The 24,412-nt window shown below is 59.0% G+C and carries 24 protein-coding genes; 8 read left to right on the top strand and 16 right to left on the bottom strand.

All coding sequences use genetic code 11. The features are described 5' to 3' along the window. The first annotated feature begins 180 nt into the window (after positions 1–180). Genes EKL02_RS12640 through EKL02_RS12630 form a run of 3 tightly spaced genes read left to right on the top strand, consistent with a single transcriptional unit; the run spans position 181 to position 5,348 of the window. Positions 181–933, top strand: coding sequence for a peptidylprolyl isomerase (locus tag EKL02_RS12640; protein WP_128902382.1), 753 nt, complete (start codon positions 181–183; stop codon positions 931–933). A 17-nt stretch (positions 934–950) separates the two neighbouring features. Beyond that, positions 951–4,034: a peptidase domain-containing ABC transporter gene (locus EKL02_RS12635; protein WP_128902381.1), complete on the top strand. Its 3,084-nt coding sequence runs from the start codon at positions 951–953 to the stop codon at positions 4,032–4,034. A gap of 3 nt (positions 4,035–4,037) precedes the next feature. Next, entirely contained in the window at positions 4,038–5,348 is a 1,311-nt protein-coding gene (locus EKL02_RS12630; RefSeq protein WP_128902380.1) for a sigma 54-interacting transcriptional regulator, read from the top strand. 55 nt (positions 5,349–5,403) lie between these two features. Here the strand turns inward: EKL02_RS12630 and nirD are convergent, their stop codons facing one another. The 4 genes from nirD to EKL02_RS12610 form a co-directional block, all read right to left on the bottom strand. After that, complete coding sequence (gene nirD, locus EKL02_RS12625) at positions 5,404–5,751, bottom strand: nitrite reductase small subunit NirD (protein ID WP_128902379.1); 348 nt, start codon at positions 5,749–5,751, stop codon at positions 5,404–5,406. A gap of 12 nt (positions 5,752–5,763) precedes the next feature. Next, entirely contained in the window at positions 5,764–8,295 is a 2,532-nt protein-coding gene (gene nirB, locus EKL02_RS12620) for a nitrite reductase large subunit NirB (RefSeq protein WP_128902378.1), read from the bottom strand. Positions 8,296–8,593: 298 nt separating this feature from the next. Next, positions 8,594–9,493 carry a hypothetical protein gene (locus EKL02_RS12615; RefSeq protein ID WP_128902377.1) on the bottom strand — a complete coding sequence of 300 codons (900 nt, stop codon included), beginning with the start codon at positions 9,491–9,493 and terminating at the stop codon, positions 8,594–8,596. 124 nt (positions 9,494–9,617) lie between these two features. Next, positions 9,618–10,673: a 3-deoxy-7-phosphoheptulonate synthase gene (locus tag EKL02_RS12610; RefSeq protein WP_128902376.1), complete on the bottom strand. Its 1,056-nt coding sequence runs from the start codon at positions 10,671–10,673 to the stop codon at positions 9,618–9,620. Between the two features lie 241 nt (positions 10,674–10,914). On the opposite strand from EKL02_RS12610, the gene EKL02_RS12605 reads away from it, so the two are divergent. Beyond that, a complete protein-coding gene (locus tag EKL02_RS12605) occupies positions 10,915–11,124 on the top strand; it encodes a cold-shock protein (protein WP_119783848.1) in 210 nt (69 codons plus the stop codon). Positions 11,125–11,228: 104 nt separating this feature from the next. On the opposite strand, the gene EKL02_RS12600 is transcribed toward EKL02_RS12605, so the two are convergent. Then, positions 11,229–11,438 carry a hypothetical protein gene (locus tag EKL02_RS12600; RefSeq protein ID WP_128902375.1) on the bottom strand — a complete coding sequence of 70 codons (210 nt, stop codon included), beginning with the start codon at positions 11,436–11,438 and terminating at the stop codon, positions 11,229–11,231. A gap of 70 nt (positions 11,439–11,508) precedes the next feature. Next, entirely contained in the window at positions 11,509–11,787 is a 279-nt protein-coding gene (locus EKL02_RS12595; RefSeq protein ID WP_128902374.1) for a hypothetical protein, read from the bottom strand. Positions 11,788–12,104: 317 nt separating this feature from the next. Here EKL02_RS12595 and EKL02_RS12590 point away from each other — a divergent pair, with 317 nt between their 5' ends. Continuing rightward, on the top strand, positions 12,105–12,965 hold the full coding sequence (locus tag EKL02_RS12590) for a hypothetical protein (RefSeq protein WP_128902373.1): 861 nt from the start codon (positions 12,105–12,107) through the stop codon (positions 12,963–12,965). Positions 12,966–12,971: 6 nt separating this feature from the next. Here EKL02_RS12590 and EKL02_RS12585 read toward each other — a convergent pair whose 3' ends face one another. From EKL02_RS12585 to EKL02_RS12545, 9 genes are all read right to left on the bottom strand, one after another. Continuing rightward, entirely contained in the window at positions 12,972–14,489 is a 1,518-nt protein-coding gene (locus tag EKL02_RS12585; RefSeq protein WP_128902372.1) for a hypothetical protein, read from the bottom strand. Beyond that, positions 14,381–15,820, bottom strand: a complete 1,440-nt coding sequence (locus EKL02_RS12580) for a serine/threonine-protein kinase (protein ID WP_241687706.1) — start codon at positions 15,818–15,820, stop codon at positions 14,381–14,383. Before EKL02_RS12580 ends, EKL02_RS12585 begins: the two co-directional genes overlap by 109 nt. A 237-nt stretch (positions 15,821–16,057) precedes the next feature. Continuing rightward, positions 16,058–16,828 carry a protein phosphatase 2C domain-containing protein gene (locus EKL02_RS12575; protein ID WP_128902371.1) on the bottom strand — a complete coding sequence of 257 codons (771 nt, stop codon included), beginning with the start codon at positions 16,826–16,828 and terminating at the stop codon, positions 16,058–16,060. A gap of 17 nt (positions 16,829–16,845) precedes the next feature. Continuing rightward, on the bottom strand, positions 16,846–17,127 hold the full coding sequence (locus EKL02_RS12570; RefSeq protein WP_128902370.1) for a hypothetical protein: 282 nt from the start codon (positions 17,125–17,127) through the stop codon (positions 16,846–16,848). Positions 17,128–17,201: 74 nt separating this feature from the next. Next, complete coding sequence (locus EKL02_RS12565) at positions 17,202–17,465, bottom strand: hypothetical protein (protein ID WP_128902369.1); 264 nt, start codon at positions 17,463–17,465, stop codon at positions 17,202–17,204. Positions 17,466–17,533: 68 nt separating this feature from the next. Next, the gene (locus EKL02_RS12560) at positions 17,534–17,809 is read right to left on the bottom strand and encodes a hypothetical protein (protein ID WP_128902368.1); all 276 of its coding nucleotides are present in this window, start codon (positions 17,807–17,809) and stop codon (positions 17,534–17,536) included. A gap of 578 nt (positions 17,810–18,387) precedes the next feature. Beyond that, positions 18,388–18,594 (bottom strand): hypothetical protein, encoded by a 207-nt coding sequence (locus EKL02_RS12555; protein WP_128902367.1) that lies wholly within the window; start codon positions 18,592–18,594, stop codon positions 18,388–18,390. A 187-nt stretch (positions 18,595–18,781) separates the two neighbouring features. Beyond that, complete coding sequence (locus EKL02_RS12550) at positions 18,782–19,045, bottom strand: hypothetical protein (protein WP_128902366.1); 264 nt, start codon at positions 19,043–19,045, stop codon at positions 18,782–18,784. A gap of 27 nt (positions 19,046–19,072) precedes the next feature. After that, a complete protein-coding gene (locus EKL02_RS12545; RefSeq protein ID WP_128902365.1) occupies positions 19,073–19,351 on the bottom strand; it encodes a hypothetical protein in 279 nt (92 codons plus the stop codon). Between the two features lie 492 nt (positions 19,352–19,843). Between EKL02_RS12545 and EKL02_RS12540 the strand changes: the two genes are divergently transcribed. Further along, positions 19,844–22,015 (top strand): serine/threonine protein kinase, encoded by a 2,172-nt coding sequence (locus EKL02_RS12540; protein WP_128902364.1) that lies wholly within the window; start codon positions 19,844–19,846, stop codon positions 22,013–22,015. Positions 22,016–22,060: 45 nt separating this feature from the next. Here the strand turns inward: EKL02_RS12540 and EKL02_RS12535 are convergent, their stop codons facing one another. Further along, positions 22,061–23,230, bottom strand: coding sequence for a formylglycine-generating enzyme family protein (locus EKL02_RS12535; protein WP_128902363.1), 1,170 nt, complete (start codon positions 23,228–23,230; stop codon positions 22,061–22,063). A 232-nt stretch (positions 23,231–23,462) separates the two neighbouring features. Between EKL02_RS12535 and EKL02_RS12530 the strand changes: the two genes are divergently transcribed. Beyond that, entirely contained in the window at positions 23,463–23,894 is a 432-nt protein-coding gene (locus EKL02_RS12530; RefSeq protein ID WP_128902362.1) for a DUF4399 domain-containing protein, read from the top strand. 25 nt (positions 23,895–23,919) lie between these two features. Then, positions 23,920–24,351, top strand: coding sequence for a DUF4399 domain-containing protein (locus EKL02_RS12525; protein WP_128902361.1), 432 nt, complete (start codon positions 23,920–23,922; stop codon positions 24,349–24,351). Positions 24,352–24,412: the final 61 nt, after the last annotated feature.

Here is a 24,412-nt window from a genome sequence, read left to right as displayed (position 1 = left end):
AAGCGATCAGGCAGTTGCGCATTCTCCAATTTACTTGCCGCTGCCTGAACCGCAGGCTTGGGCATACCGTCTAAATCTGGTTGCGAGAATTCAAAATATTTCATCACGCCATACTGAATTTCATCCTGTAAACGCGTGGTTGCCGTTATGGGAATGCATTCGGGGCAAGGAGCACAGGATATGACAGCAATCGTGCGGATCGACGATGAAGTCGTGGAAGTCGACGATTTCATCAAGATTTTGAAACTGACAGGACAGTTCCAGGGGCTGATCGAGCAACTGGTACGAGACAAGCTCACTGTTCGGGCGGCAAAGAGGGCGGGTATCGCAGTTGTTGCCGATGACATCCAGGAGCGCGCCGACCAGTTCCGCCGGATCCAGGGATTACACCGCGCGGCCGACACCAATCACTATTTCGATGCGCTTGGCATCAGCCTCGACGATTTTGAAGCCTTCATTACCGACAGCCTCTATCAGGAAAAAATGATGGAGAAAGTCTGCAACGAGCGCGCAGTGGAAGAGTATTTCCAGCTGCATTCGCCCAAGTTCGACAGCATCGAAGTCAGCCACATCGTCCTGGACACGGAGGGCAAGGCCAGGGAAATGATTTCCTTTTTGCAGGAAGACCCGGAGAGTTTTGCCGAAATGGCGCGCGAGCATTCGATTGCCGATACGCGCGAACACGGTGGCGTGATCGGCAAGGTCTTGCGCGGCTCGCTCAAGACCGATGTCGAGGCCAAGGTGTTCAATGCCGCCGTGGGCGACCTGCTGGGGCCGTTTCCCGCGGCCGATGGCGAGTTTTATGAAATTTTTGCGGTCAACGCCAAGTATCCCGCCACGCTGGATGAGGATACATCGACCGAAGTGCGCCGTCTTCTGCGCGAGGAATGGCTGCAGGCGCGTTCCCAGGAGCACATCATCGAGACGCATTGAGCGGGCGCCGTCATCCCATGGACGCATCTTCCGATAATCCCGCCAGCGCCGCCGTCAGCACGCATTCCCTGGCCGACTTCCTTGGCACGGTCGAGCTTCTTGCGCCGTTTTCCCGTGCTGCCCTGGAAAGCCTGGCGGCGCAGGCGCAATCGCGCTTTTTTGCCTTTGGCGACAGTGTCTGCCATGCCGGCGAAGCAGCCGAGGGCCTTTTTATTGTGAAGTCCGGATCGGTGCGGGTATTTACCGAAGAACGGGGCAAGGAGAGCAGCCTGGGCGTACGCAAGACCGGCGAGGTGATTTCCGAGCTGGCCATGCTGCGCGAACACCGGCATGAATATTCGGTGCGCTCGTCCGGCAAGTCCGAACTGCTGTTCATTCCGCGCGCGGCAATTGCGCCGCTGCTGGCGCAAAATCCCGCGGCGCAAGACTATATCGCCAGCTATGTGGCGATCAGTTCGGCCGGCGGCCTGGTGGCGCGCCTGTTCGACCTGAAAGGCAAGGTGGACAGGGGCGAGCTGGAAGAGTTCGTGCGCAGCGTCGGCGCCAAGCGCGTTACCGCCGGGCGCGAAATCCTCAAGCAGGATGCGCGCGAAGACCGCCGCCTGTACGTGGTGCGTCACGGCCAGGTGAAGATCCTGCGCAGCGAGGGCGGCGATGATTATGTACTGGCCACGCTCGGACCCGGCGATATCTTCGGCGAGAAGGCCTGCCTCATGCGCCAGGAGCAGCTAGCGACGGTCGTCGCCGTCACGGATGCGACGCTCCTGGTCATCCCGGAAAAAACCGTGCACCAGATCCTGGAGCGCAATCCCAAGCTGCGCGAAGTGCTTGAAGAGCGCATGCGCTACATCGAGCGCGAGCTGGAGCGCCAAAAGAAACTGGCGGAACGCCGCAAGCGCCCCGTCGTGCTGGACCTGCAATCGAAACCGCAATTCGGCGAAAAGCTGATCCGCCGTTTTGCCTGGGTCGAGCAGGCGGAGGAAATGGACTGCGGCGCTGCCTGCCTGGCAATGATTTGCAAGCATTACGGCATTTCCATGACCTTGGGCAAGCTGCGCGAACTCGCCAATGTCACGACCCAGGGGGCAACACTCGACAGCCTGGCGCGCGCCGGCGAATCCCTCGGCTTTACGGCGCGCGGCGTGCAATGCACCTTCGAGGCGTTGCAGGGGTTCGAGTTGCCCTTCATCGTGCACTGGGAAGGCTATCACTACGTCGTGGTCTATGGCGTCTCCAAGGACCAGGTATGGCTGGCCGACCCGGCGCTGGGCTTTCGCAAGCTGGACGTGGCCGAGTTCGAGCGCGGCTGGAGCGGCACCTGCCTGCTCTTTACGCCTGGCCAGAATATGGCGCAACTGGCAGCAGCACGCTCGCCCTGGGTGCGCTTCGTCGCCTACCTGCAGCCTTACCGCAAGATCCTGGCGCATCTGTTCCTGGCGACCTTCGTGATCCAGGTGCTGGGCCTGGTGCCGCCAATAATCATCCAGAATATTCTCGATGGCGTCATCGTGCACCAGAATGTCAGCCTGCTGCACCTGCTGATCCTGGGCCTGGTGATATCGAACCTGTTTACCCAGTTGATGACGACGATCCGCGCCTTCCTGGCCAATTTCATGGTGCGCAACATGGATTTCGCCATGATGTCGCACTTCTTCAAGCATGCCATGTCACTGCCGTTTTCGTTTTTCGCCAAGCGCAAGACCGGCGACATTCTGGCGCGATTCCAGGAAAACCACACCATCCGCGCCTTCCTGACCGAATCGACGGTCACGACCGTGCTGAATCTCTTGATGGTGTTTATTTATTTCACCATCATGTTTTTCTATAACGTCAAGATGACGCTGCTGCTGATCGCATTCATCATCCCGATCATCGCGCTGACGGTATTGGCGACGCCGAAGCTGAAGAATTACGCCCGAGAAGTGTTCAATGTTTCCACCGATTCCCAGTCCTTCCTGATGGAAGCGCTGGGCGGCGTCGAAACCATCAAGGGCATGGGCATCGAGCGCCCGGTCCGGCTGAAATGGGAACGCAAGTATGCCAAGGCGCTGGACGTCCAGTACCGCGCGCAAACCTTCCATATCTTCGTCTCGCTGATCAGCCAGATTCTCAATGCCGCCACCACCATCGCCATCCTGTGGATGGGCGCGAGCCTGGTGCTGGCGCGCGAACTCACCATCGGCCAGCTGATCGCTTTCAATGCCCTGATGGGCAGCGTGCTGTCGCCGCTGATGGGGCTGGTCGGCCTGTGGAACCAGTTGAACGATGCCGGCGTGGCCATGGAGCGGCTGGGCGACGTGCTCGACATGGAGCCTGAGCAAAAGCCGGAAGACCTGGCTTCGCGGGTCTTGCTGCCCGACCTGCAGGGCGACATCCGCCTCGAAGGGCTTTATTTCCGCTATGGCGGCGAAGAAACCGCCTATGTGCTGGAAAACATCAACCTGGAAATCAAGCCGGGCGAGCTGGTTGCCATTGTCGGGCGCAGCGGCTCCGGCAAGACGACGCTGGCCAAGCTGCTGGTGGGCTTTTATCCGCCCACCGAAGGCAAGATGACGGTGGATGGCTATGAAATGAGCCTGATCGACAAGGAGTATTACCGCGCCCAGGTGGGCTATGTCATGCAGAGCAACCTGCTGTTTTCCGGGACGGTCGCGGAAAATATCGCCAGCGGCGACGACAGCCCGGACCGCCGCCGTATCGAGGAAGTGGCCAAGATGGCCGATGCCCACGCCTTCATCAGCAAGCTGCCCTTGCGCTACGAACAAGTCGTGGGCGAACGCGGGGTGGGTCTTTCGGGCGGACAGATCCAGCGCCTGTGCATTGCCCGCGCGCTGTACCACGACCCGCGCCTGTTGATCTTTGACGAAGCCACGTCGGCGCTGGACACCCAGTCCGAGAGCAATATCATTGGCAACATGAGTGAAATCCTGAAAGGGCGCACGGCGGTCATCATTGCGCACCGCCTTTCCACCATCATGCGCGCTGACAAAATTCTCGTGCTGTACGAAGGTGCCATTGTCGAGCAGGGGCGGCATGACGAACTCGTGGCAAGAAAGGGCATGTATTACCAGCTAGTGCAGAAACAACTGAGCGCGGGGTAAGCCATGAAAATACTCGACCAGGAAGTGCAGGGGACTTCGGCCCTGTCCTACGCCGGCTTGCTGGAGAAAATCGAGATCCTGCGTTCCCGGCTGCGCTGGGCTTCGCGCCTGGAGCGCGCGGAAATCGAAAAGCTGCTGCGCCAGGCAAATGCCTTGCGCGACGAAGTCATGCAGATGTCGCACAAGGAACGCTTCGTGCAGGCGGCCACCGGCGAAGGCGCACGCGTGGTGCAGTCGCCTGGCGAGCGCCGCCGGGCACTGCTTGCGCGCAGTTTCGTCTTCGAGGGCACCTTTGGCGACAACCCGCAGCTGCTGGATGCGCTCGAGGTGGCAGAAAAGGCCGCGCCTACCGACTTGCCGGTGTTGATCGATGGCGAGTCCGGCACCGGCAAGGAATTGATGGCTAAGGTCATTCATGCCAATGGCGCGCGCGCCGACAAGCCCTACATTTCGGTCAATTGCGGCGCGATTCCGGAAAACCTGCTGGAGTCGGAATTGTTCGGTCACCGCAAGGGCGCATTCACCGGTGCCGTCAATGACCGCAAGGGCAAGTTCGAGAGCGCCCATCGCGGCACCATCTTCCTCGATGAAATCGGCGAACTGCCGCTGCCAGGGCAGGTAAAACTCTTGCGTGTCCTGCAGTCGCATGAAATCCAGCGCGTCGGCGCCGACGAGGCCATTTCGGTGGATGCGCGCATCGTCGCTGCCACCAACAAGAATTTGCGCAAGCTGTGCGCGGAAGGCAGCTTTCGGGAAGACCTGTTCTATCGCCTCAGCGTCATCCACGTCAGCCTGCCGCCACTGCGCGAGCGCAAGGATGAAATCCCGCTATTGTTTTCCTATTTCTGCGACGAGGCGGCAGAAGCCCTGAAGCGCCGGCCAGTGAAAATGACGCCGCGCCTGCGCGATTTCCTGATGAATTATCCTTATCCAGGCAATATCCGCGAGCTGCGCAACCTGCTTTACCGGATTTCCTGCCTGGCGGGGGATACGGCAGGCATCGAACACTTGCCGGTGGACATACGGCCGCAGCAGCCGATATCGACTGAGGCGGTGGCTACCGGCACGGCCGCAGGCATCCTTGCAGCCAGCAGTGCGGTGTCGCTCAGCGATGCCAAGCGCGCCGCCAGCGACGAGGCCGAGCGCGCATTCCTCGAGCGCGGCCTGCGTGAAGTCGGCGGCACGGTGACCGAGCTGGCGCGTCGTTGCGACATGAACCGCTCGCACTTGCAGATGCTGCTGAAAAAGCATGGCATCCATTCGAAGGACTTTCGTCACCGGGAGCCGCCTTCGGGCGATGAAAAGCGGGCATGACGTTATCCCGATGTAGGGCCTTTACCGGCCCTGCATCATAATCACACCGCCACCATCACACCGCCACCAGCACCTTGCGGTTTTCAACCCGCACCGGATAAGCCGCCACGGAATTCTCCGGGGCTTCGAGGCATTCGCCGCTGAGCAAATCAAAGTGATGTTTGTAGATTGGGGAGGCGACCACGATGCGCTTGCCGAGGTTGCCGACTAGTCCGCGGGAAAGTACGCTGGCGTTGGAATTCGGGTCGTAGTTATCGATGGCAAACAGTTGCGCTTCATCGCCCTTCACGTGGAATACGGCGACATGCTTGTCCTTTACCAGGGCACAGATACCTGTATTCGGCACGATATCGTCCAGTGAACACACGGCATTCCAGGAGGCTTTTTCGTTGTCTTGAATCATGGTTGTTTCACCTTATGCGGCTTTGGCAATAATCGGGATGATGTTCTTGCGTTCTTCCTGCGTCGCGGGGCGAATCTGGCCGCGTTCCTCGACAAAGACGACATTCTGGTCGGACTGGTCGCTGTTGACAAACTGACGGAAGCGCTTGCGGGTCTCGGGGTCGGTTACGGCGTTCTTCCATTCGCACTCATACGTATCGACCACATGCTGCATCTCGCTTTCGAGCTCTGCCGCCAGGGCAAGCTTGTCGTCGACGATGACTGCTTTCAGATAGTCGAGGCCGCCTTCCAGGTTGTCGCGCCAGACGCTGGTGCGCTGCAGGCGGTCGGCAGTACGGATATAGAACATCAGGAAACGGTCGATATACTTGATCAGGTCTTGCCTGGAAAGGTCGGATGCCAGCAACTCGGCATGGCGCGGCTTCATGCCGCCGTTGCCGCAGACGTACAGGTTCCAGCCTTTTTCCGTGGCGATGATGCCCACATCCTTGCCCTGGGCTTCCGCACATTCGCGCGTGCAGCCGGAGACGCCAAACTTGATCTTGTGCGGTGCGCGCAAGCCCTTGTAGCGGTTTTCCAGTTCGATGGCCAGGCCGACGCTGTCGTCAACGCCATAACGGCACCAGGTCGAGCCCACGCAGGATTTGACGGTGCGCAGGGACTTGCCATAGGCATGGCCCGACTCGAAGCCCGCCGCGATCAATTCTTCCCAGATTTCCGGCAATTGCTCGACGCGCGCGCCGAACAGGTCGACCCGCTGGCCGCCGGTAATCTTGGTATAGAGGCCGTATTTCTTCGCCACCTGGCCGACGGCGATCAATCCGTCCGGCGTGACTTCGCCGCCCGCCATGCGCGGCACGACCGAATAGGTGCCATCCTTCTGGATATTGCCGAGGAAGTAGTCGTTGGAATCCTGCAGGCTGGCGTGGTCCTTCTTGAGGACGAAGTCGTTCCAGCACGAGGCGAAGATGCTGGCAGCAACCGGCTTGCAAATGTCGCAGCCGAGCCCCGTGCCATGCTGGGCCAGCAATGCCTCGAATGTCGTGATCTTTTCGACGCGGATCAGATGGTAGAGCTCCTGGCGGGAGTAGGCGAAGTGCTCGCACAGATGGTTGTTGACCGCCATGCCCTGCTTTTTCATCTCGGCTTTCATGACCTGGGTCACCAGCGGTACGCAGCCGCCGCAGGCGGTCCCTGCCTTGGTGCAGGCCTTGAGGTCGCCGATGGTGGTCACGCCGTTACCAACGGCTTCGCACAACTGGCCCTTCGAGACGTTGTTGCACGAGCAGATTTGCGCGGTTGCCGGCAGTGCGTCGACGCCCAGTCCGGGCTTTGCCTTGCCATCGCTTTGCGGCAGGATCAGGAATTCCGGATCTTTCGGCAGCTCGATCCGGTTCAGCATCATTTGCAGCAGGGTGCCATATTCGTTCGCGTCGCCGATCAGGACGGCGCCCAGAAGTTGCGTGCCGCACTCGGATACGACGATCTTCTTGTACACCTGCTTGCGCTCGTCGGTGAACTGGTAGGCGCGGCTGCCGGCCGTAGTGCCCATGGCGTCGCCAATGCTCGCAACATCGACGCCCATCAGCTTGAGCTTGGTGCTCATGTCGGCGCCGGCAAACTCGGCTGCTTCGCCGGCCAGGTGCTTGGCGGTGATGCGTGCCATGTCGTATCCGGGGGCGACCAGGCCGAAGATCTGGCCGCTCCAGAGCGCGCATTCGCCGATGGCATAAATGTCAGGGTCCGAGGTCAGGCAATTGTTGTCGATGACAATGCCGCCGCGCTGACCGACGTCGAGGCCACTCTGGCGCGCGAGTTCATCGCGCGGACGAATGCCGGCGGAGAATACGATCATGTCGGTGTCGAGGTGGGTGCCGTCGGCGAACACCATGCAGTGGCGCGCCGTTTCGCCATCCACGATCTCGAGCGTGTTTTTCTGCGTATGGACGCTGACGCCCAGCTCCTCGATCTTCTTGCGCAGCATGCGGCCGCCGGCGTCGTCCACCTGCACGGCCATCAGGCGCGGCGCGAATTCCACCACATGGGTTTGCAGGTTCATGTCGCGCAGCGCCTTGGCGCATTCCAGCCCCAGCAGGCCACCGCCGATGACAACCCCGCTCTTCGAGCGGCTGCCGCATTCCAGCATGGCTTCCAGGTCTTCGATGGTGCGGTAGACAAAGCAGTCCTTGCGTTCTTTGCCCGGCACGGGCGGCACGAAAGGATAGGAGCCAGTGGCGATGACCAGCTTGTCATAGCTGAGCACTTCGCCACTGTTGACGGTAACGGTCTTGTTGCTGCGATCAATCGAGACCGCACGGGTATTCAGATTGAGCAGCAGGTTGTCGCGGTCGAAGAACCCTGGCGACACCAGGGACAGATCGTCCGCCGATTTGCCCGCGAAGAATTCCGACAGATGCACGCGGTCATAGGCAGCGCGGGGCTCTTCGCACAATACGGTAACCTCCGCATCGCGAATGCCGGTGTCATTCAGGCTTTCGAGGAATTTGTGACCCACCATGCCGTGGCCAATAACGAGAATTTTCATAGGTATCTTGTGCGGTAATGTCAAAGGACGTTATCGGAGCTGCGTCGAGTTTTTTTGCTTTTGCAGAACTTTAGCAATCGGCATGCCAAGGGAAATGCCTGTTTGAGGGGCGTAATTACGCCTATTTCTGCATCAAAGTGGGCTTGTCTGCATTGCATTGAGGCGCTTTTGAAATGCGGCGCACCGGGAAAGTGCGTGGCTGGACGCTGTCCCGCTGGTGGTGCAGGCGGTTTTGCCTGTTTATTTTTTTGCACTATTCCGGCTTGCGCCAGTGCCCGGATTTAGTGCGTCCGGTTTGTTACCGGTGGCCGGTGGTGGCCCGCGCCAGGTCGGCTTGCTTTTCTTCGAGATATTCGTTTAGATCCAATTCGTGCAGTTGCGCCGGATAGCGCTCGGTGAGTGCGAACCACTTGCGCAGCCGCCCTGCCATTTTTTCCTGCGGCGATCCTGCATTGATGCTGTTGTAGGCGAGCAGTGCGAGATAGTAGCGCATGACATTGCGCTCCAGCGATCCACGCTCGCCCCTGACGTAGAGTGGTTTGCCGTCGGGCTGCTTTCCCACCACGGTGAAGCCGATCTTGGCGCGTCCAGCCGTCGACAGGTACAGGTTCATCGCAAGTTTTGCCATGGTGCCGTAGCTATAGGCATAGCCCAGATGGATGAAGGTGTGACTGCCGCTGATCGGCATTGCTTCAAAGACGATGCGGTAGTCCCGGGTTGATAAAGGTCCTTCCGCGGCACTCAGCGTTGCCCTGAAGTAGCTCGCTTCGGCAGACTCGATGCGCAGCGCATAAGTGATGTCATATACCTGGCCGGATACGCGTGCGCGCTTTGGCCCGACCGACAGGACCAGTGTTTCGCGATTGCCGGCGCTCTCAGGCTCGCATCGGCGCACGTTCAAATGCAGGAAAAGCAATTCGCAGAGTCTGGCGGCGGATTTGAATGTCGCAGCGACCGCATCGATCGGATACGCCATTTCGGCATAGACATCGCCCTCGACCCGGCTCTGACCCTCGCGCGAGCTCAGATGCAGGGGTTCGCCGAAAATATTGTCGCGCAGTTGCGGCTGCAATTCGATGTGTTTGGCCTGGAGCGCCGCAGCGGCGCTTGCCGGCGGTTCAAGCGCGTGGCTGGGGACAAGCAGGCAGGGCAGGGCCAGGAGGCCTGCTGCCCATGCCCTGATGATGCGCCGGTGCATGTTGCCACGCCGTTGGCGCCACGTATGCCCCATGTATGCCGTCATAGAGCATCAATTTAACTGCCTCAAGGCCCAAGGAGTTGAGGCGCATCAGTTGTCAACGCCCCCTGATGGCGGCGCCTGCCTATCGTTTGCCCTTGTCGCGCAGTGCTGCCGCCGCTTCCCGAACCGCATTCACGGTATCTTCCCAGCCGATACACGCATCCGTGACGGATTGGCCGTACACCAGCGCTGCAAGGTCGGCCTGGATTTTCTGCGCGCCCTCGACGATATTGGATTCGACCATCATGCCAACCAGGCTCTGGTTGCCCGCGCCGATTTGCGCCACGACGTCCTGCAGCACGCCCACCTGACGCTTGTGGTCCTTGTTTGAATTGCCGTGGCTGCAATCGACCACGATGGAGGAGGGCAGGCCGGCTTTTTGCAGCAGGAGTTCGGCTTGCGCGACCGCTTCGGCGCCGTAATTGGGCGCCTGGCCGCCACGCAGGATCAGGTGCCCGTGCGGATTGCCTGCGGTGCGGATCACCGAAGTCAGGCCCTCGGCATCGATGCCGAGGAAGGCATGCGGCGTGCGGGCTGATTGCATGGCATTGATGGCGACGGTCAGTCCGCCGTCGGTGCCGTTCTTCAGCCCGACCGGGGTCGACAGGCCGCTGGCCATTTCCCGGTGCGTCTGGGATTCCGTGGTGCGCGCGCCGATGGCATTCCAGCTGACAAGATCTCCCAGGTATTGCGGCATCAGCGGGTCCAGTGCCTCGGTGCCGATGGCCAGGCCCATTTCGCTGATGTCGCGCAGCAGCGTACGGGCGATCCGGATGCCCTTGACCATGTTGAAGGAGTCATCCCGGTCCGGATCGTTGATGAGGCCTTTCCAGCCGACCGTGGTGCGCGGCTTTTCGAAGTAGACCCGCATCACCAGCACCAGCACGTCGGCCACTTCATCTGCCAGCGGTTTGAGCCTGCGGGCATAATCGAGCGCCGCCTCCGGGTCATGAATGGAGCAGGGGCCGACCACAATGAAGCGCCTGGCATCCTTGCGTTCCAGGATGTCTTCCAGCGTTGCACGGCCGTTCAGCACCGTCGCCAGTGATTTTTTCGTGTGCGGAATCTCCTTCTGAATCAGGGAAGGCGGCGGCAGGTTTTCCTGGGCAAGGATGCGGGCGTTGATCAGTTGTGTCATGAAAATGTGTTTGAAAAATAGCGGTGGCGCCTATTCTAGCCGGTTGTGCAAGAAAAAAATAAAGCTAGGTAAATGTGGGCCCGTGCTGTATATTGACCTCTGCACGTACATCAAGCCGTTTTCTTGTTGGTCTCATTTCTGTCTCGCTCTTCCGCAGAGCTGCCTGTCTGAATCCCTCGGTTATATTTCTTGGTTTCCCGTGTGTCCCGGGCTAGTCCCTATTTTGTTTAAAGGAAATAACATGAGCACTCAAACTGGTATTGTCAAATGGTTCAACGATTCCAAAGGCTTCGGCTTCATCACCCCTGATGGCGGCGGTGCTGACCTGTTCGCCCACTTTCAGGACATTCAGTCCACCGGCTTCAAGAGCCTGGCTGAAAACCAGCGCGTGTCGTTTGATCGCGGCACTGGCCCAAAAGGCGAAAAAGCGACCAATATCCGTCCGCTGTAATCGTTTGCCAAGTTAAATTATCGGTGCTGCGCCGATAATGCGAGAAAGCCCGCTTTAGCGGGCTTTTGTTTTTCTTGCCTCACCTATTCGCCGCGACATCTCCGTCATCGTGGCGCATAGCCTGTGCTGACAGAATTGACCAGAACGCCATCGACATAGACAGCAACCGGGTCGCCCTGCGGTGACGTCAGCAAGTTGTCGACGCTTGCACGCTGGAACGGCAGTTTCATCCTGCCGCCGTGCACTGCCGCCATCGCTTCCTGCTCCAGTTCTTGGCTAAAAGATGACAGGTCCTTGATGATCAGGATTTTCATGGCATTTCTCCTTCATCGGCGCGGCAGACGGCGGGAGCCTTCGCGAGTCCCGCCGCCTTGTCCGCGATAATCAACCGAAGTTGATGGTGTTGTCGGCGGTCTGCTTTGGCTTCACGGTCGACGTGATGCCGGAGGCAAAGGCGACATTGTTGCCGTTGTTGACCAGGGTGTTTTGTTCCTGGCCGATGGATTGCTTGGCCTCGAACGAGAAGCTGTGCTGGGATGCATCGATGGATGTCATCGAGAATGCAGGCAACCAGCCTTTGTACATGCCGCCGGAAACGCCAGCCATGGCTTGGCGGTCGAGTTCGGTGGTGCGGGACAGGTCTTTGATGGTCAGTGCTTTCATGGTAAATCTCCTTAAGTGTCATCGGTTGGATTTTGCTGCTTGAGGCAATCTGTTGCGCTCACAGGGGATATTGCAGGGACCGTGCCAGGCCATGGAGAATGCGCCGATTATTTTTTAAGTCATTGAAACATAAGGAAAAAATCTTAAAATCTGCCGCGCTGGCTACGGCAGGGCGGATTGGCCATGACGCTTGGTGGCGGAGAAGTCCCAACACTTTTCAGGCGCATGTCGGTCGCATTGCAACAGGCGGGTTCGAATGATGTGTCTTGTTTTTCGGCATGGGTATAATCGAACGACGCAAACCTGTCCTGATGAGCATGAATTTTCGCCTGTGCGTTTTTTTTAGCGTGTTGATGTTGGCTGCCTTGCCGGCGCAAGCTGCCAAACCGCTGTCCGTGATACATCCGGACCGCCCGTCCGCCATTGATGGGCGTTATGACTTCCAGATCAGGTTGCTGAAACTGGCGCTCGATAAATCGGGTGTGGCATATCACATGCGTCCCAGTAATATCAAAATGGAGCAGGGACGCAGCTTGCTGCAACTGGAAAAGGGCGCGGACATCGATGTCTTGTGGTCGATGACGTCGCGCGAGCGTGAACAGAAACTGCGGCCAATACGGATTCCGATCGACAAGGGATTGACGGGCTATCGCGTTTTCCTGATCAAGCGGGAAAACCTGCAGAAATTTGCCAGGGTACGCACGCTCGACCAGTTGCGGCACTATGAAGCCGGGCAGGGCAGCCATTGGCCCGATACCCGCATCCTGCAGGCGAATGGCCTGAACGTCTATGGCGCCACCGTGTACGAAAATCTGTTCAGCATGCTCGATGCGGCGCGCTTTGATTACTTCCCGCGTTCGATAACGGAAGTGTGGGATGAGATCGAGGCGCACCCCGAGCGCAGTCTCGTGATCGAGCCAACCATCCTGCTGACCTATCCCGCCGCCGCATACTATTTTGTGAACAAGGACAATCAGGCACTGGCCAGCGCCATCGAGACCGGGTTGCTGCGGGCAATCCGCGACGGCAGTTTCGATCTTCTGTTCGACGAGTACTACGGGGAGTTCATTCGTAAGGCGGACCTTCGCAACCGGAAAGTGATCCGCTTGCAAAACCCTTTATTGTCAGAGCAAACGCCATTTTCGCAGCGGCATTTATGGTTTCGGAACGCTGAATGACGGGGATTATTTTTCGCCCGTGCTTGCGCTTGCGGCCATGTTCTCAACCTCCTGCCTGACATCCGTGGCAGGCGCGGCGCCGCTCAGTTCCCTAGTGTTTTTGCTTGGAAAATGCATTTTTCCATTGTCCGTTTTTTTGTCGTCGCGAAACTCGCCTTCCCAATAGCTGCCGTCGGTCCAGATGTAGCGGCCATGGCCATGACTTTTCCCGCGCACCCAATCTCCCGTATAGACGATGCCGTTCTTGAAGCGGGTGCTACCCTGGCCATGCGGCAGACCGTCTTTGACTTCGCCCTCGTAACGGCTGCCATCGGGGAAAATAAAAGTCCCTTTACCATTGGGCATGTCACGGATCCACTCGCCGTTATAGCGTTGTCCACTGCTCCAGGTAAATTTGCCTTTTCCTTCCTTGCTTCCTTGCACCAACGTGCCTTCAAACTGGTTGCCATTACTCCAGGAAATTTTTACCTTGCCGGACACGAGTCCGGAGCGTCGATCCACCGAGAAGTCACCGGTAATGGTCTGGTCGTCAAACCGCAGGGCGCTCTTGCCGCTGCTGCTGGCCATCGGCTCGGCAGGCACTGGTTCCTGGGGTTTGAGCGCGGCCTGCGGCGCAGGCGCTTCTTGCGCCGGCGGGCTGGCGGCGGCACTGCCGCTAGCGGGTGGGGTGGCAACCGGTGGACTAACCGTTGACGAATCGGAAGACGCCGCAGCAGGCGTTGGCGGGCTTGCCTCCGGCGACTTTCCTGCAACCGGCGCGCTCTCCGCTGCGGGCGGCTGCTGTGGGCCGGCATTCTTTGCCGACGGTATCGAGCTCGCCGCAGCACCTGCCTGCATGGTCGCCAGCCGGTCCCTTGCCAGAGCCGCGTAGCCGCCCTTGGGATACTTGTGCAAGTAGTCCCGATAAGCTGCTGTGCTGTGGATGGCACTGGCTGTGGTCCAGGCCGCTTCTTCCCGCCTGCCTGTAATGACTTTGGCATCTTTGGCTGCGGTCGCCGGCGCAGCTGGCATCTCCGCCGTGGGCGGGGCCGCACGGGGAGGTGTCGCAGCAGGGGGCTTGACAGGCAAGGGCGCCGGCGTTGCCGCCACAACCTCTGCTGGCTGGCTTGGCGGGGCTGCCGCTGCCTGCAGGCGTTGCAGCCGCAGCCTGGCAATCGCTGCGTAACGCCCCTGCGGATATTCACGCAAATAATCTTCGTAAGCGCTGGCAGCGTTGCTTTTGCTGGCGACTTTCCATTGGTCGATTTCTGACACCAGGCGCCCTGGTTGCGCATGGTCCGCTGTTTCAGGCGACGCGGTGGTGCCGACAGCTTCCGAGGGGCCGGACGGGCCTGATGAGCCTTCCCCTGCGGGTGTCGGCGGCGGCAGGCCAGTAACGCTCTCCTTGCCGGAGCCGGCAAGGATTGCCTGTTCGCTCAAGCCATCCCAACTGCGGTTTGCACCAACGTAAATACCGGAACCGATGCCGACGGCAAACAAAAGCGCGAGCACCAGCCATCCCTGGCGCTCGCGCCGCGGGGGCACTGCGGCATCATTCTCGAAGCGGTGGGGGGGGATGGCACAGAATAGTGATCACCGGCAATTCTCGTTGCCGAAAAATCGTCCGGCGCCGCCGCGAGTTCAGGTGCCGGCGCTGTCCTTGCGTGAGCTGCCGTGCCGGAAACGGACTTGGCATCAGGTACTTCAGCAGCCTTTGTGTCGGGGCGCTGTGCAGGCTTGGTGTAGCGTGTGCCATCGAACGCGGGACTATCCGGTGCTGCAGCGGCAGTGGACATGGGTACATCCGCGGCGGCGTTTGCTGACGATGGCACCTGCGGGCTGAAATTGGCTACCGGAATCGTGCGTGCCACCGTTGTCGACCAGTCGCTGCCCGCGCGCGGCACAGTCCGCGGTTCAGGCTCGCCAAGGCCCAGGGCACGCCGCAGTTCATCGATGGAATGGAAACGCTGTTCGGGCCTGACAGCCAGGGACTTGTCGACGGCTGCAAGGAAAGATTCGCTGTAACGCCCCTTGCCAGCTTCACGGGCCGGCAACAATTCGTCATGCACCATGCGCGCCACCGAGGGCGGCGGCGCCTTGCCGGTGATGAGGTAATACACCACGGCCGCCAGCGCATAGATATCCGTCCAGGCACCTTGCCGCAGGCCGGCGATATCGGCATATTGCTCGATCGGCGCAAAGCCGGGCTTAAGGATGGCGGTAAAGCATTGCGTCAAGTCACCGATGACTCGCCGTGCTGCGCCGAAATCCAACAGCAGCGGCCGGCCATCCTTGAGCAGCAGGATATTGTCGGGGGCAATGTCGCGATGCAGGCAGTGCGCACGGTGCAGAATCTCGATGGCATCGCACAGGTCGGCAAGCAGCATGCGAATCCATGCCTCGGTTGGCACGATTTTTCGCGTATGGAGGGCTTGCTTGAGCGTCATGCCCTCGTAATAAGGCATGACCATGTAGGCTGTGCCGTTGCCTTCCCAGAAGGTGTGGACCTTGACCAGTGCCGGAGAATCGAACTGCGCCAGCATCCTTGCTTCGTTGATAAAGCTTTTCAGGCCCGCGGTAAAGGTATCCAGCTTTTTTTGCGAACGCACGCTGACCGCCATTTTGGTCGTGCGCGTCGCCAGTCCCGACGGCATGTATTCTTTTAATGCGACATAACGCTCGAGCGAATGGTCGTAAGCAAGGTAGACAATGCCGAAGCCTCCCTCACCGACCAGGTCGAGAATCTCGAATTCGCGCAAATGCGTCCCTATTGGCAAGACATTCGCGCCAAAGTCCTGGTCGCCTTGCGGCACCGGCCTGGGCATCAATTTCCTGGTGCGCATTGCAGTCGGCGCAGTGTCGTGTTTCAGATTCATCGCGGGGCCTGTTCATTCACTCTATTCCTGCACCGGACATGCATCCGGAACAGCCGCAAGCGCGGCTTGCAATACGAAGCATCTTCGATGCCAGATACCGCTGTCAGCGCGCGCCAACATGATTTCATCATCGTCGCGTCGCGCACGAAGGGGTTGATCTGCATCGCAATTGCGGGAATTTTTTCTGCTTGTCGGAAGGAATACAACAAGCCTTCCTGCGGATACGGACGCATGATTTCAGAGCGCCGGATTCAGCAATGTTTTTTCGGGGCTGTTCAAATCTTCGGCGCGTACCACCACTGCTGAAATATTGTCGCGCCCCCCCTCATGCAAGGCCAGCGCAATCAGGGCTTCTGCTGCTTGCCGGCAGTTGCCGCAGACGAGGGCATCGCACATTTCCTGCTCGCTTACCTCATTGCTGACGCCATCACTGCATAACATGAGCATGTCGCCATCCAGGACTTCGAGGCTTTCTTCATCCACCTCCAGCGTGTCGGCGGCGCCGACGGCCCGCGTGATCAGGTTGCGTGCCGGATGGTGCAATGCATCTTGCGCACTCAGCTGGCCGCTCGAACGGAGTTCCTCAACCTGGCTGTGGTCGCGGCTCAGCTGACGCAGCAAGCCATTGCGGTAAAGGTAAATGCGACTGTCGCCAGCCCACAGGTAGCGGCAGTGCTGTCCGCAGGCCAGCAACACTACGACTGTGCTGCCGATGATTTGCGTATCGTGCCGGGCTGCCTCGGCGCGCAGGCGAGCGTTGACCGCCTGCAGCTGACGGCGTGCCTCTGCGGCATACGCTTCCAGGTCCCCGGTTTCAGGAAGTTTGTTCAGCGCATCCACGACCATGCGGCTTGCCACATCGCCGCGCGCATGCCCACCCATGCCATCTGCGACAGCCCAGAGGCCGCGTTCACTCTGCTCCAGGCAGGCATCTTCATTTACCTGGCGCACCAGGCCCACATGGGACAACGCAGCCGATGTCCAGCGAAAGTGGGTTTCACAGATCATGCCAGGCTCTGCGCAAGCTATTGTTGCTTGAGGTTGCCGCCATTCTGGCCGAGGTCGACATTGATATTGCTGTTGCTGCCGGTATTCTCGATTTCGACGGTCTGGAACTGGTTGATCATTTGCTCGGCATAGTTATTGACCTGGTAGACATTCACGACGGTGCCAAAGCTGCCGGCGCCGGTCGTATGGGGGCGGATCCAGCCGTACACCCAGGGCGCGCCGCCGCCTGTGACTTGCGACATTGCCTTGCGGTCCAGTTCGCGGCTTTCGCCCAAATCCCTGATCGTGATGGCAGCCATGAGGTTTCTCCAAATATGCGTGGCGATTGAATCTGTTGCGAACTAATCCGGACTGCATGCCTGGCGCAGCGTCTTTATATGACTGCTGCTGCCTGTGCAAATTGCGTCGGGTTGACAGCGAAGCTGAGCGGGCCGAAGCCTGCACCGATCACGCCGACATTGTTCAATGCATTGACTTCGACATTCTGGAACTGCGTAATGTTCTGGTTGATGCCGACATTAACATTGGCGACCGGGCCCAGTCCGCGCAGCCATGAATTGCCGCCGCAGATAGCATACATTGCCTTGCGATCGAGATCGCGGCTTTGCGCAAGGTTATAAATCGTGATGGTGGCCATGTTGGTTTCTCCTGAAAGAAATTCCGGGAGGTGGCAGCACGTGCTGCCACCCTAATGCCGCAAACGGATCAACCGAAGTTGATGGTGTTGTCTGCGGTTTGCTTCGGCTTAACGGTCGAGCTGATGCCGTGAACGAAAGCTGCATTGTTGCCGTTGTTGACTTCGGTAAATTGCTGTTGACCGATGCTTTGGTCGGCATTGAACGAAAAACTGTCCGAAGACTTGTCGATGGATTTCAGCGAAAACGGTACGAAGCCTTTGTACATGCCGCCGGAAACGCCAGCCATGGCTTGGCGGTCGAGTTCGGTGGTGCGGGACAGGTCTTTGATGGTCAGTGCTTTCATGGTAAATCTCCTTAAGTGTCATCGGTTGGATTTTGCTGCTTGAGGCAATCTGTTGCGCTCACAGGGGATATTGCAGGGACCGTGCCAGGCCGGGCCTGCGCTTGAATAAATTTCGTAAGTCGCTGAATATAAAGGATATTTTATTTTTTTTGTTGGAGCTATGTATTGCCAAAAAAGAACTCGCCTTGCAGGCGTGGTGGGTTGCCGCCAACACCTGTCAGGTCTGATGTTTGTCGCGAACTAACAGCCGTTTTCCAACCTCCTTTTTTGCTTTGCCGTGTGCTGTACGAGCGTGGCTAAAAGCGCTCCACGCAGGTGTTTACACGCTTCAATGAAAGGGGAAAAAAACGAAAAATGCTGCCGAAGAAAAATGCAAGAACGGCGCTGCTCGATGCATTTTTCTGCATCGCATTGCAGCACATTACAAGCTTGCAGATGGGGCGCTAAAGTAATGTGGGACAGGCGTGGGCGTGGCCGTGGCCGAGTTGCGTTGTCCCGGCTAGCGAAAATGAAGATGGACGAATGGCGCGCATGCGGTGCCTGCACGCCATTCGTTAAATGCTGGTGGCTGCAGTCTGCTAGCGGGCCAGCTTGCGTGGATCCCTGCCGAGTAATTGGATGCCAGTAAGTCCGCCTGGAAAATTAACTAGACGGGTGGTTTGCAGAGAACGTGGGTTATAGGAAAGAGCGGCGCCACTGCGACGTGCGCCGCCGGCAATCGCCAGCATCGCTTTGCGATCGAGATCGATACTGTCGCTGAGGTCTTTGATTTTAAGGGTGGACATATCATGTACCTTGGAATGAAAGTAAATGTGGAAATTGCAAATATTCCCTAGAGGAAGTTAGACGGTCGAGCGTCCTTCAAGTTCGCGACGTTTCCTTGGGAATCTGCAACGCGAAAATGCGTTCGGGACCTTGGATCCCGAACGCACACTATTTAGTCAGCATGCTCAGTCTTTGCAATACCTTTTGTCAGAGGACGGCAACGGCACCGGCAATCTGTTTTGGGCTGACATCGAAGCTGAGCGGACCGAAGCCGGCACCGATCACGCCGACATTGTTCAGCGCATTGACCTCGACATTCTGAAACTGGGCAATGTTCTGGTTAATGCCAATGTTCACGTTAGCCACAGGCCCTAGACCTTTGAGAAACGAGTTGCCACCGTGGACGGCTGCCATGGACTTGCGGTCAAGCTCACGGCTTTGCGCAAGGTTCTGGATGCAGATTGTAGACATAGTCATTCTCCTGGTGTCAGCCTGCGATCAACCGAAGTTGATGGTGTTGTCGGCGGTCTGCTTTGGCTTCACGGTCGACGTGATGCCGGAGGCAAAGGCGACATTGTTGCCGTTGTTGACCAGGGTGTTTTGTTCCTGGCCGATGGCTTGGCTGGCCTCGAACGAGAAGCTGTGCTTGGATGCATCGATGGATGTCACCGAGAGGGCCGGCAACCAGCCTTTGTACATGCCGCCGGAAACGCCAGCCATGGCTTGGCGGTCGAGTTCGGTGGTGCGGGACAGGTCTTTGATGGTCAGTGCTTTCATGGTAAATCTCCTTAAGTGTCATCGGTTGGATTTTGCTGCTTGAGGCAATCTGTTGCGCTCACAGGGGATATTGCAGGGACCGTGCCAGGCCAGGGAAAATGCGCCGATGATTTTTAAGTAATTGAAAAATAAGGGGAAGTTTGAGTTATTTCTCCCGGTTAAAGCGATTCCAGGCTCGCACAACCCCACGGTGTGTCGCCCCCAACCCAACATAAATTTGTCACTGTTCGTCTAACGGCGACAAGCTGGCGCTCCACGCTGCAAGCGCCTGAGGAAACGTGTGGCGGATGACAATGCCATGTGAATTTGCAGTTAATGCCATGGTCTGATGCAAGTGCAGATGGATAGCGGGACGACATGTAAATAGGAAACTTGAACAGCAGCTTTTTCAAGCTAGCTCAATAAGGTAGGAAGGTGCCCGTGTAGGATGGCTGGTAACCACCTCAGCTGATCCGGAGGCATGCCAGGCGCGGGCAATGACACGGAAATCCAATGGCTAATCTAGCGGACGCGATTCATAGCTACTATGGCAGCGGCCTGTCGCGCGCCGATTATTTTGCTCAGGTAGAGCGGGCTCTATCGGCTGAATCCGGAGGCATCCTGCGCATGCTGGATACCCTGGATAAAGAAAATGCCCGTGCGGCGTTGCCTCCTGATGTATACGCCGAGCTCAGGCAGCGCATCGAGCGCCGGGCCGAACCTGCGCATACCATGGCGCGGGAGAACACTCGCCTCCAGACCCGTCCGGAAGAACAGCGCTGGACCCAGTCCAGCCTGCCGTCAGGAGGGGAAAGCATGGCAGGTGGCGATCCGGGCCTGGAGCGCATGAAAGGTGTGGGCGACACACTCAATGGCCGATTCGTGCTGGAAGAATGCATCGGGTTTGGCGGCATGGGCACCGTCTACAAGGCGCTCGACCTGCGCAAGCTCGAAGCATCCGACCGCAAGCCCTACATCGCCATCAAGGTCCTCAACGTCCAGTTCCGAGGCCACCCGAAGTCACTCATCGCCCTGCAACGCGAAGCCCGCAAGGCGCAGACGCTTGCCCATCCGAATATCGTGACAGTGTACGACTTCGACCGCGATGGCTCGATGGTCTACCTGACCATGGAATACCTGTCGGGCAAGCCGCTCAGCCAGATACTGCGCGCGCCCGGTTTTACCGGATTGCCGTTTGCCGAAGTGCTGCACATCGTCACCGGCATTTCCAGGGCGCTGGCCTATGCCCATGAACGCGGCTTTGTCCATTGCGACCTCAAGCCTGCCAACGTGTTTTTGCTGGACAAGGGGGAGGTCAAGGTCATCGATTTCGGCATCTCCCGTGTCTTTCACAAAACAGAAGAGGATTCCGAAGCGACAGTGTTCGATGCCGGCAGCCTGGGCGGGCTGACGCCTGCTTACGCCAGCCCGGAAATGATCGAGCACCTCGACCCCGACCCGCGCGACGATATCTACGCGCTGGCGTGCATCACTTATGAACTGCTGACTGGCAAGCATCCGTTCGATCGCACGTCGGCAACCCAGGCGCGCAACGCCGGCATGCGTCCGCAGCGCCCTGCGAGCGTCGGGAGCCGGCAATGGCGCGCGATCAAGGCGGCGCTAGCCTTCGAGCGCAACAGCCGCACGCCTTCCGTCACCGAATTTCTCCGTGAACTCAGTGGGGAGCCAGGCAAAACCCTGTACGTCGCGGCGGCGGCGTCCGGCCTGACACTGGTTGTCTTGCTGGCCGCCGGCCTCAGCTACTACGTGGCCTCGCGCCCCGACGCTTCCAGCGGAGGGGGGGTATCGCAAGAGGCATCGAGCGGCGCCCGGCTGCCTGCAGAAGCAAGTCCGCCTGAAGTTGCCTCTCCGCCTGTAAGTTTGCCTCCCTCTCCACCGCGGCAGGCAAGCACAACCGAGGCACCGACCACTCAGGCACCGACCACCGAGGCACCTACCACCCAGGCAGCTACAACGCAGGCGCCCACCACCCAGCCACCCGCACCAGCCTTGACGCTCGCTGTGGTGACCCCGGTACTGGCGCAAGTGCCATGCTCCGCCCTGACGGCGACACTGCGCGATGGCAGCCTGCAGGTCCAGGGCTTTCTGGCCCGAAGCGTGGGCGCGTCGCGCCTGAAGCAAATGCTTGCCGCACTTCCTGGCGCCAGGGGCATTGACATCCAAACCTTGTCGGTCGGCGACGCCGACTGCCCCGTGATCGCTACGTATGCCCCTTACTGGAAGCGCAACCGCCAGGCTGGTCGCCCGGCCGCCATTCAGTCACGCGTTCGCAGCGCCGAATTGAAAGAAGGCGAGCCACTGATTGTGGATATCAAGACGCCTGCCTATGACTCGTATGTGCACGTCGATTATTTTGTGCTCGACGGTAATGTCGCGCACCTGGTGCCCAACCCGCGCATGCGTGCCAATCAGGCCCCGGCCAATTATGAAGCGGCGATCGGCAGCCTGGGGAACTGGGTGATTTCCGCGCCCTTCGGCACCGAACTGATCGTGCTGCTGTTGACGCCGGCACCCTTGTTCGACAAGGTTCGTCCGGAAGTCGAATCGCAGGCGGAATACCTGAAAGTGACTGAAAAACAGCTCGCGCAATTTGTGGCAAAGCACGGGGCAGATCGCATCGTCGCGGATTTCGTGCAGATCACGACCAAGCCGGCAAAGCCCTGAAGCGCGATCTGGCAAGCGCGTTTTTAATCGCTCGCCATCCAGTCATTATTTGAGGTCGCGGGCGACGCGAAAACCATTCTGGTTCTGTCGCACGCTGGCATCGTACTTGAATCGTGTCGTCGACATCATGTAGGATGCGCCATCGCGCCAGGAGCCGCCGCGGATGACGCGAACCCGGCAGATCGGTTCATCCCAGGCATGGGCATCCGCCGGAGCCCCCTTGTAGGAATTGTGCCAGCAGTCGGCCACCCATTCCCACACGCTGCCATTCATGTCATGCAGCTTGTAGGGATTGGCGGAAAAGGATCCCGCCGGTGCGGGGGCGGTCGCGTTCCAAGGATCGCCGCATTCCTTGCAATTGGCAGTGCCGGCGCGCATGGCCTGTCCCCACCAGTAGCGCGTAGCCGTGCCACCGCGGGCGGCATATTCCCATTCAGCCTCGGTTGGCAGGCGGTACGCCTTGCCTGTGGCTTTTGCCAGCCATTTCACATACTGTTGCGCATCGTCCCAGCTGACATCGCGCACTGGCGAATCCTTGGGAGTGGCGCCGTTGGCCCCGACACGCGCACAGGCGCCGGCATCGACGCACGCATTCCACTGTTCTGCTGTTACTTCCAGCTTGCCAATGGCGAAGCCATTCGCAATGGTGACGCGGTGCGCCGGGCGTTCCGACAGGTCGTCGGTATTGCTGCCCATGATGAAGCTGCCAGGCGGTAACCCGATCAGGAGAGGACAATCCTTGCAATCACGGATTTCGGTGAGGCTCGCCGCCGATGGCGGCACTTCCCCGGCCGCCAGTTTGGGCGGTGCCGGTGCTGCCGGTGCGCTGGCGGGCGGTGCCGGGCGCTCTGCCGCCTTGGGCAGCGCGGGTGGTGGGGCGGGAGATTTTGCGGCGGGAGCCGGTTTTTGGATGGAAGGCTCAGCCTTTGGCTTTACTGCCCGCAAGCGGGCGATGCGAGCACGCGCCAGAGCGGCGAAACGGCCTTTGGGGTACGCCTGCAGGTAGGCTTCATAATCGCTGGCATCGTTGCTGTCCTTGATGGATTCCCAGAAGGTCAGTTCATATTGCTCCGCGCTATCCTTGGGCAGGACCCCGGCCAATTGCGTGTCCGGAACGCCGCCATAGCCGTGCCCCGTGCGTGCTTCGGCAGCGGTCGCCCCGCCTTCAATGCAAAGGCCGGCAAGAATGCAAACCACCCATAGTTTTTGCAACATGCTCCAACCTTTGATGGGGAAAATATCCGTCTGCCAATTTATCGTTGAACTATCACGCTCAACTCTGTTTTTATCAAAGTGTCGACGTATTTATTTGATAAATTTAGTCTAGTGCATCACACGCCAGACGCAATGTGCATCGCTATGCGCCTGATGATGGAACCACGCAGTCAAGAGAGGCATGCTGGATTCAGGTGCCTTGTTCGCAGTCACTTTCCTAAAGAGGCAGAGTATGTCGGGAATCTGGAAAAGCCTGGTTTCTTTGGCCTTGGTGGCATTACTGGTGGCCCCGTCCGCCCAGGCGGCCGGGGCCTCTTCACCCGAGGATGCACGTGTCTATTTCATTTGGCCTTCGGACGGAACCGTCATTCATGGCGGCAAATTCTGGGTGCGCATGGGATTGCGCAACATGGGCGTTGGCCCGAAAGGGACGGAAACGCCCAATGTCGGACATCATCACCTGCTGATCGATACGGAATTGCCGGCGCTCGATCAGCCTGTTCCCTCCGACCGCAACCATCTGCATTTCGGCGCCGGTGAAACCGAGGCCCGCATTGAACTGCCCCCGGGCAAGCATACCCTACAGCTCTTGCTGGGTGACCGCGAACATCGACCGCACGACCCACCCGTGTATTCCAAAAAAATCACTGTGATCGTGCGCTGAGCACACCGACCTCCCGGGAGCCGTCATGTCTTTCCTATACAAACTATTTGCAACGTTCGCCCTGGCGCTCTTGCTCAATCCACTTGCCATTGCGGGCGATACGGCGGCCCCTGCCAATGTCTGGCTATATATCGGCTGGCCCAACAATGGCGAAGTGGTTGCCGCCGGCAAGCCGTTTCGCGTCTGGTTTGGCCTGCGCAACATGGGCGTCGCGCCCAAAGACGTCAAGTTCGCCAATACCGGTCATCACCATCTGCTGATCGATACCGAACTGCCGGCCATGGACCAGCCGATTCCTTCGGATCGCAATCATCTGCATTTTGGCGCCGGCGAAACGGAAACCCAGGTCGAGCTGCCGCCTGGAAAGCACACCTTGCAATTGCTCATGGGCGATGACAAACATATTCCCCATAATCCGCCGGTCTACTCGAAAAAAATCACGATAACGGTCAAATAAGGCTCCTGGCCACATAAATACAGGCCACCGAGCGTGGCCTGACGCATGGCTGCGCTGGAAC

The sequence above is a fragment of the Janthinobacterium sp. 17J80-10 genome, from assembly GCF_004114795.1.
In the GTDB taxonomy this organism is placed as follows: Bacteria; Pseudomonadota; Gammaproteobacteria; order Burkholderiales; family Burkholderiaceae_D; genus Paucimonas.
This window is presented reverse-complemented; position numbering and strand designations above follow the sequence as displayed.

Excerpts from the sequence above, each read along its gene's own strand:
- EKL02_RS12640 (WP_128902382.1), top strand. The coding sequence starts at position 181 with ATGACAGCAATCGTGCGGATCGACGATGAAGTCGTGGAAGTCGACGAT.
- EKL02_RS12635 (WP_128902381.1), top strand. The coding sequence starts at position 951 with ATGGACGCATCTTCCGATAATCCCGCCAGCGCCGCCGTCAGCACGCAT.
- EKL02_RS12630 (WP_128902380.1), top strand. The coding sequence starts at position 4,038 with ATGAAAATACTCGACCAGGAAGTGCAGGGGACTTCGGCCCTGTCCTAC.
- nirD (WP_128902379.1), bottom strand. The coding sequence starts at position 5,751 with ATGATTCAAGACAACGAAAAAGCCTCCTGGAATGCCGTGTGTTCACTG.
- nirB (WP_128902378.1), bottom strand. The coding sequence starts at position 8,295 with ATGAAAATTCTCGTTATTGGCCACGGCATGGTGGGTCACAAATTCCTC.
- EKL02_RS12615 (WP_128902377.1), bottom strand. The coding sequence starts at position 9,493 with ATGCACCGGCGCATCATCAGGGCATGGGCAGCAGGCCTCCTGGCCCTG.
- EKL02_RS12610 (WP_128902376.1), bottom strand. The coding sequence starts at position 10,673 with ATGACACAACTGATCAACGCCCGCATCCTTGCCCAGGAAAACCTGCCG.
- EKL02_RS12605 (WP_119783848.1), top strand. The coding sequence starts at position 10,915 with ATGAGCACTCAAACTGGTATTGTCAAATGGTTCAACGATTCCAAAGGC.
- EKL02_RS12600 (WP_128902375.1), bottom strand. The coding sequence starts at position 11,438 with ATGAAAATCCTGATCATCAAGGACCTGTCATCTTTTAGCCAAGAACTG.
- EKL02_RS12595 (WP_128902374.1), bottom strand. The coding sequence starts at position 11,787 with ATGAAAGCACTGACCATCAAAGACCTGTCCCGCACCACCGAACTCGAC.
- EKL02_RS12590 (WP_128902373.1), top strand. The coding sequence starts at position 12,105 with ATGAATTTTCGCCTGTGCGTTTTTTTTAGCGTGTTGATGTTGGCTGCC.
- EKL02_RS12580 (WP_241687706.1), bottom strand. The coding sequence starts at position 15,820 with ATGAATCTGAAACACGACACTGCGCCGACTGCAATGCGCACCAGGAAA.
- EKL02_RS12575 (WP_128902371.1), bottom strand. The coding sequence starts at position 16,828 with ATGATCTGTGAAACCCACTTTCGCTGGACATCGGCTGCGTTGTCCCAT.
- EKL02_RS12570 (WP_128902370.1), bottom strand. The coding sequence starts at position 17,127 with ATGGCTGCCATCACGATCAGGGATTTGGGCGAAAGCCGCGAACTGGAC.
- EKL02_RS12565 (WP_128902369.1), bottom strand. The coding sequence starts at position 17,465 with ATGGCCACCATCACGATTTATAACCTTGCGCAAAGCCGCGATCTCGAT.
- EKL02_RS12560 (WP_128902368.1), bottom strand. The coding sequence starts at position 17,809 with ATGAAAGCACTGACCATCAAAGACCTGTCCCGCACCACCGAACTCGAC.
- EKL02_RS12555 (WP_128902367.1), bottom strand. The coding sequence starts at position 18,594 with ATGTCCACCCTTAAAATCAAAGACCTCAGCGACAGTATCGATCTCGAT.
- EKL02_RS12550 (WP_128902366.1), bottom strand. The coding sequence starts at position 19,045 with ATGTCTACAATCTGCATCCAGAACCTTGCGCAAAGCCGTGAGCTTGAC.
- EKL02_RS12545 (WP_128902365.1), bottom strand. The coding sequence starts at position 19,351 with ATGAAAGCACTGACCATCAAAGACCTGTCCCGCACCACCGAACTCGAC.
- EKL02_RS12540 (WP_128902364.1), top strand. The coding sequence starts at position 19,844 with ATGGCTAATCTAGCGGACGCGATTCATAGCTACTATGGCAGCGGCCTG.
- EKL02_RS12535 (WP_128902363.1), bottom strand. The coding sequence starts at position 23,230 with ATGTTGCAAAAACTATGGGTGGTTTGCATTCTTGCCGGCCTTTGCATT.
- EKL02_RS12530 (WP_128902362.1), top strand. The coding sequence starts at position 23,463 with ATGTCGGGAATCTGGAAAAGCCTGGTTTCTTTGGCCTTGGTGGCATTA.
- EKL02_RS12525 (WP_128902361.1), top strand. The coding sequence starts at position 23,920 with ATGTCTTTCCTATACAAACTATTTGCAACGTTCGCCCTGGCGCTCTTG.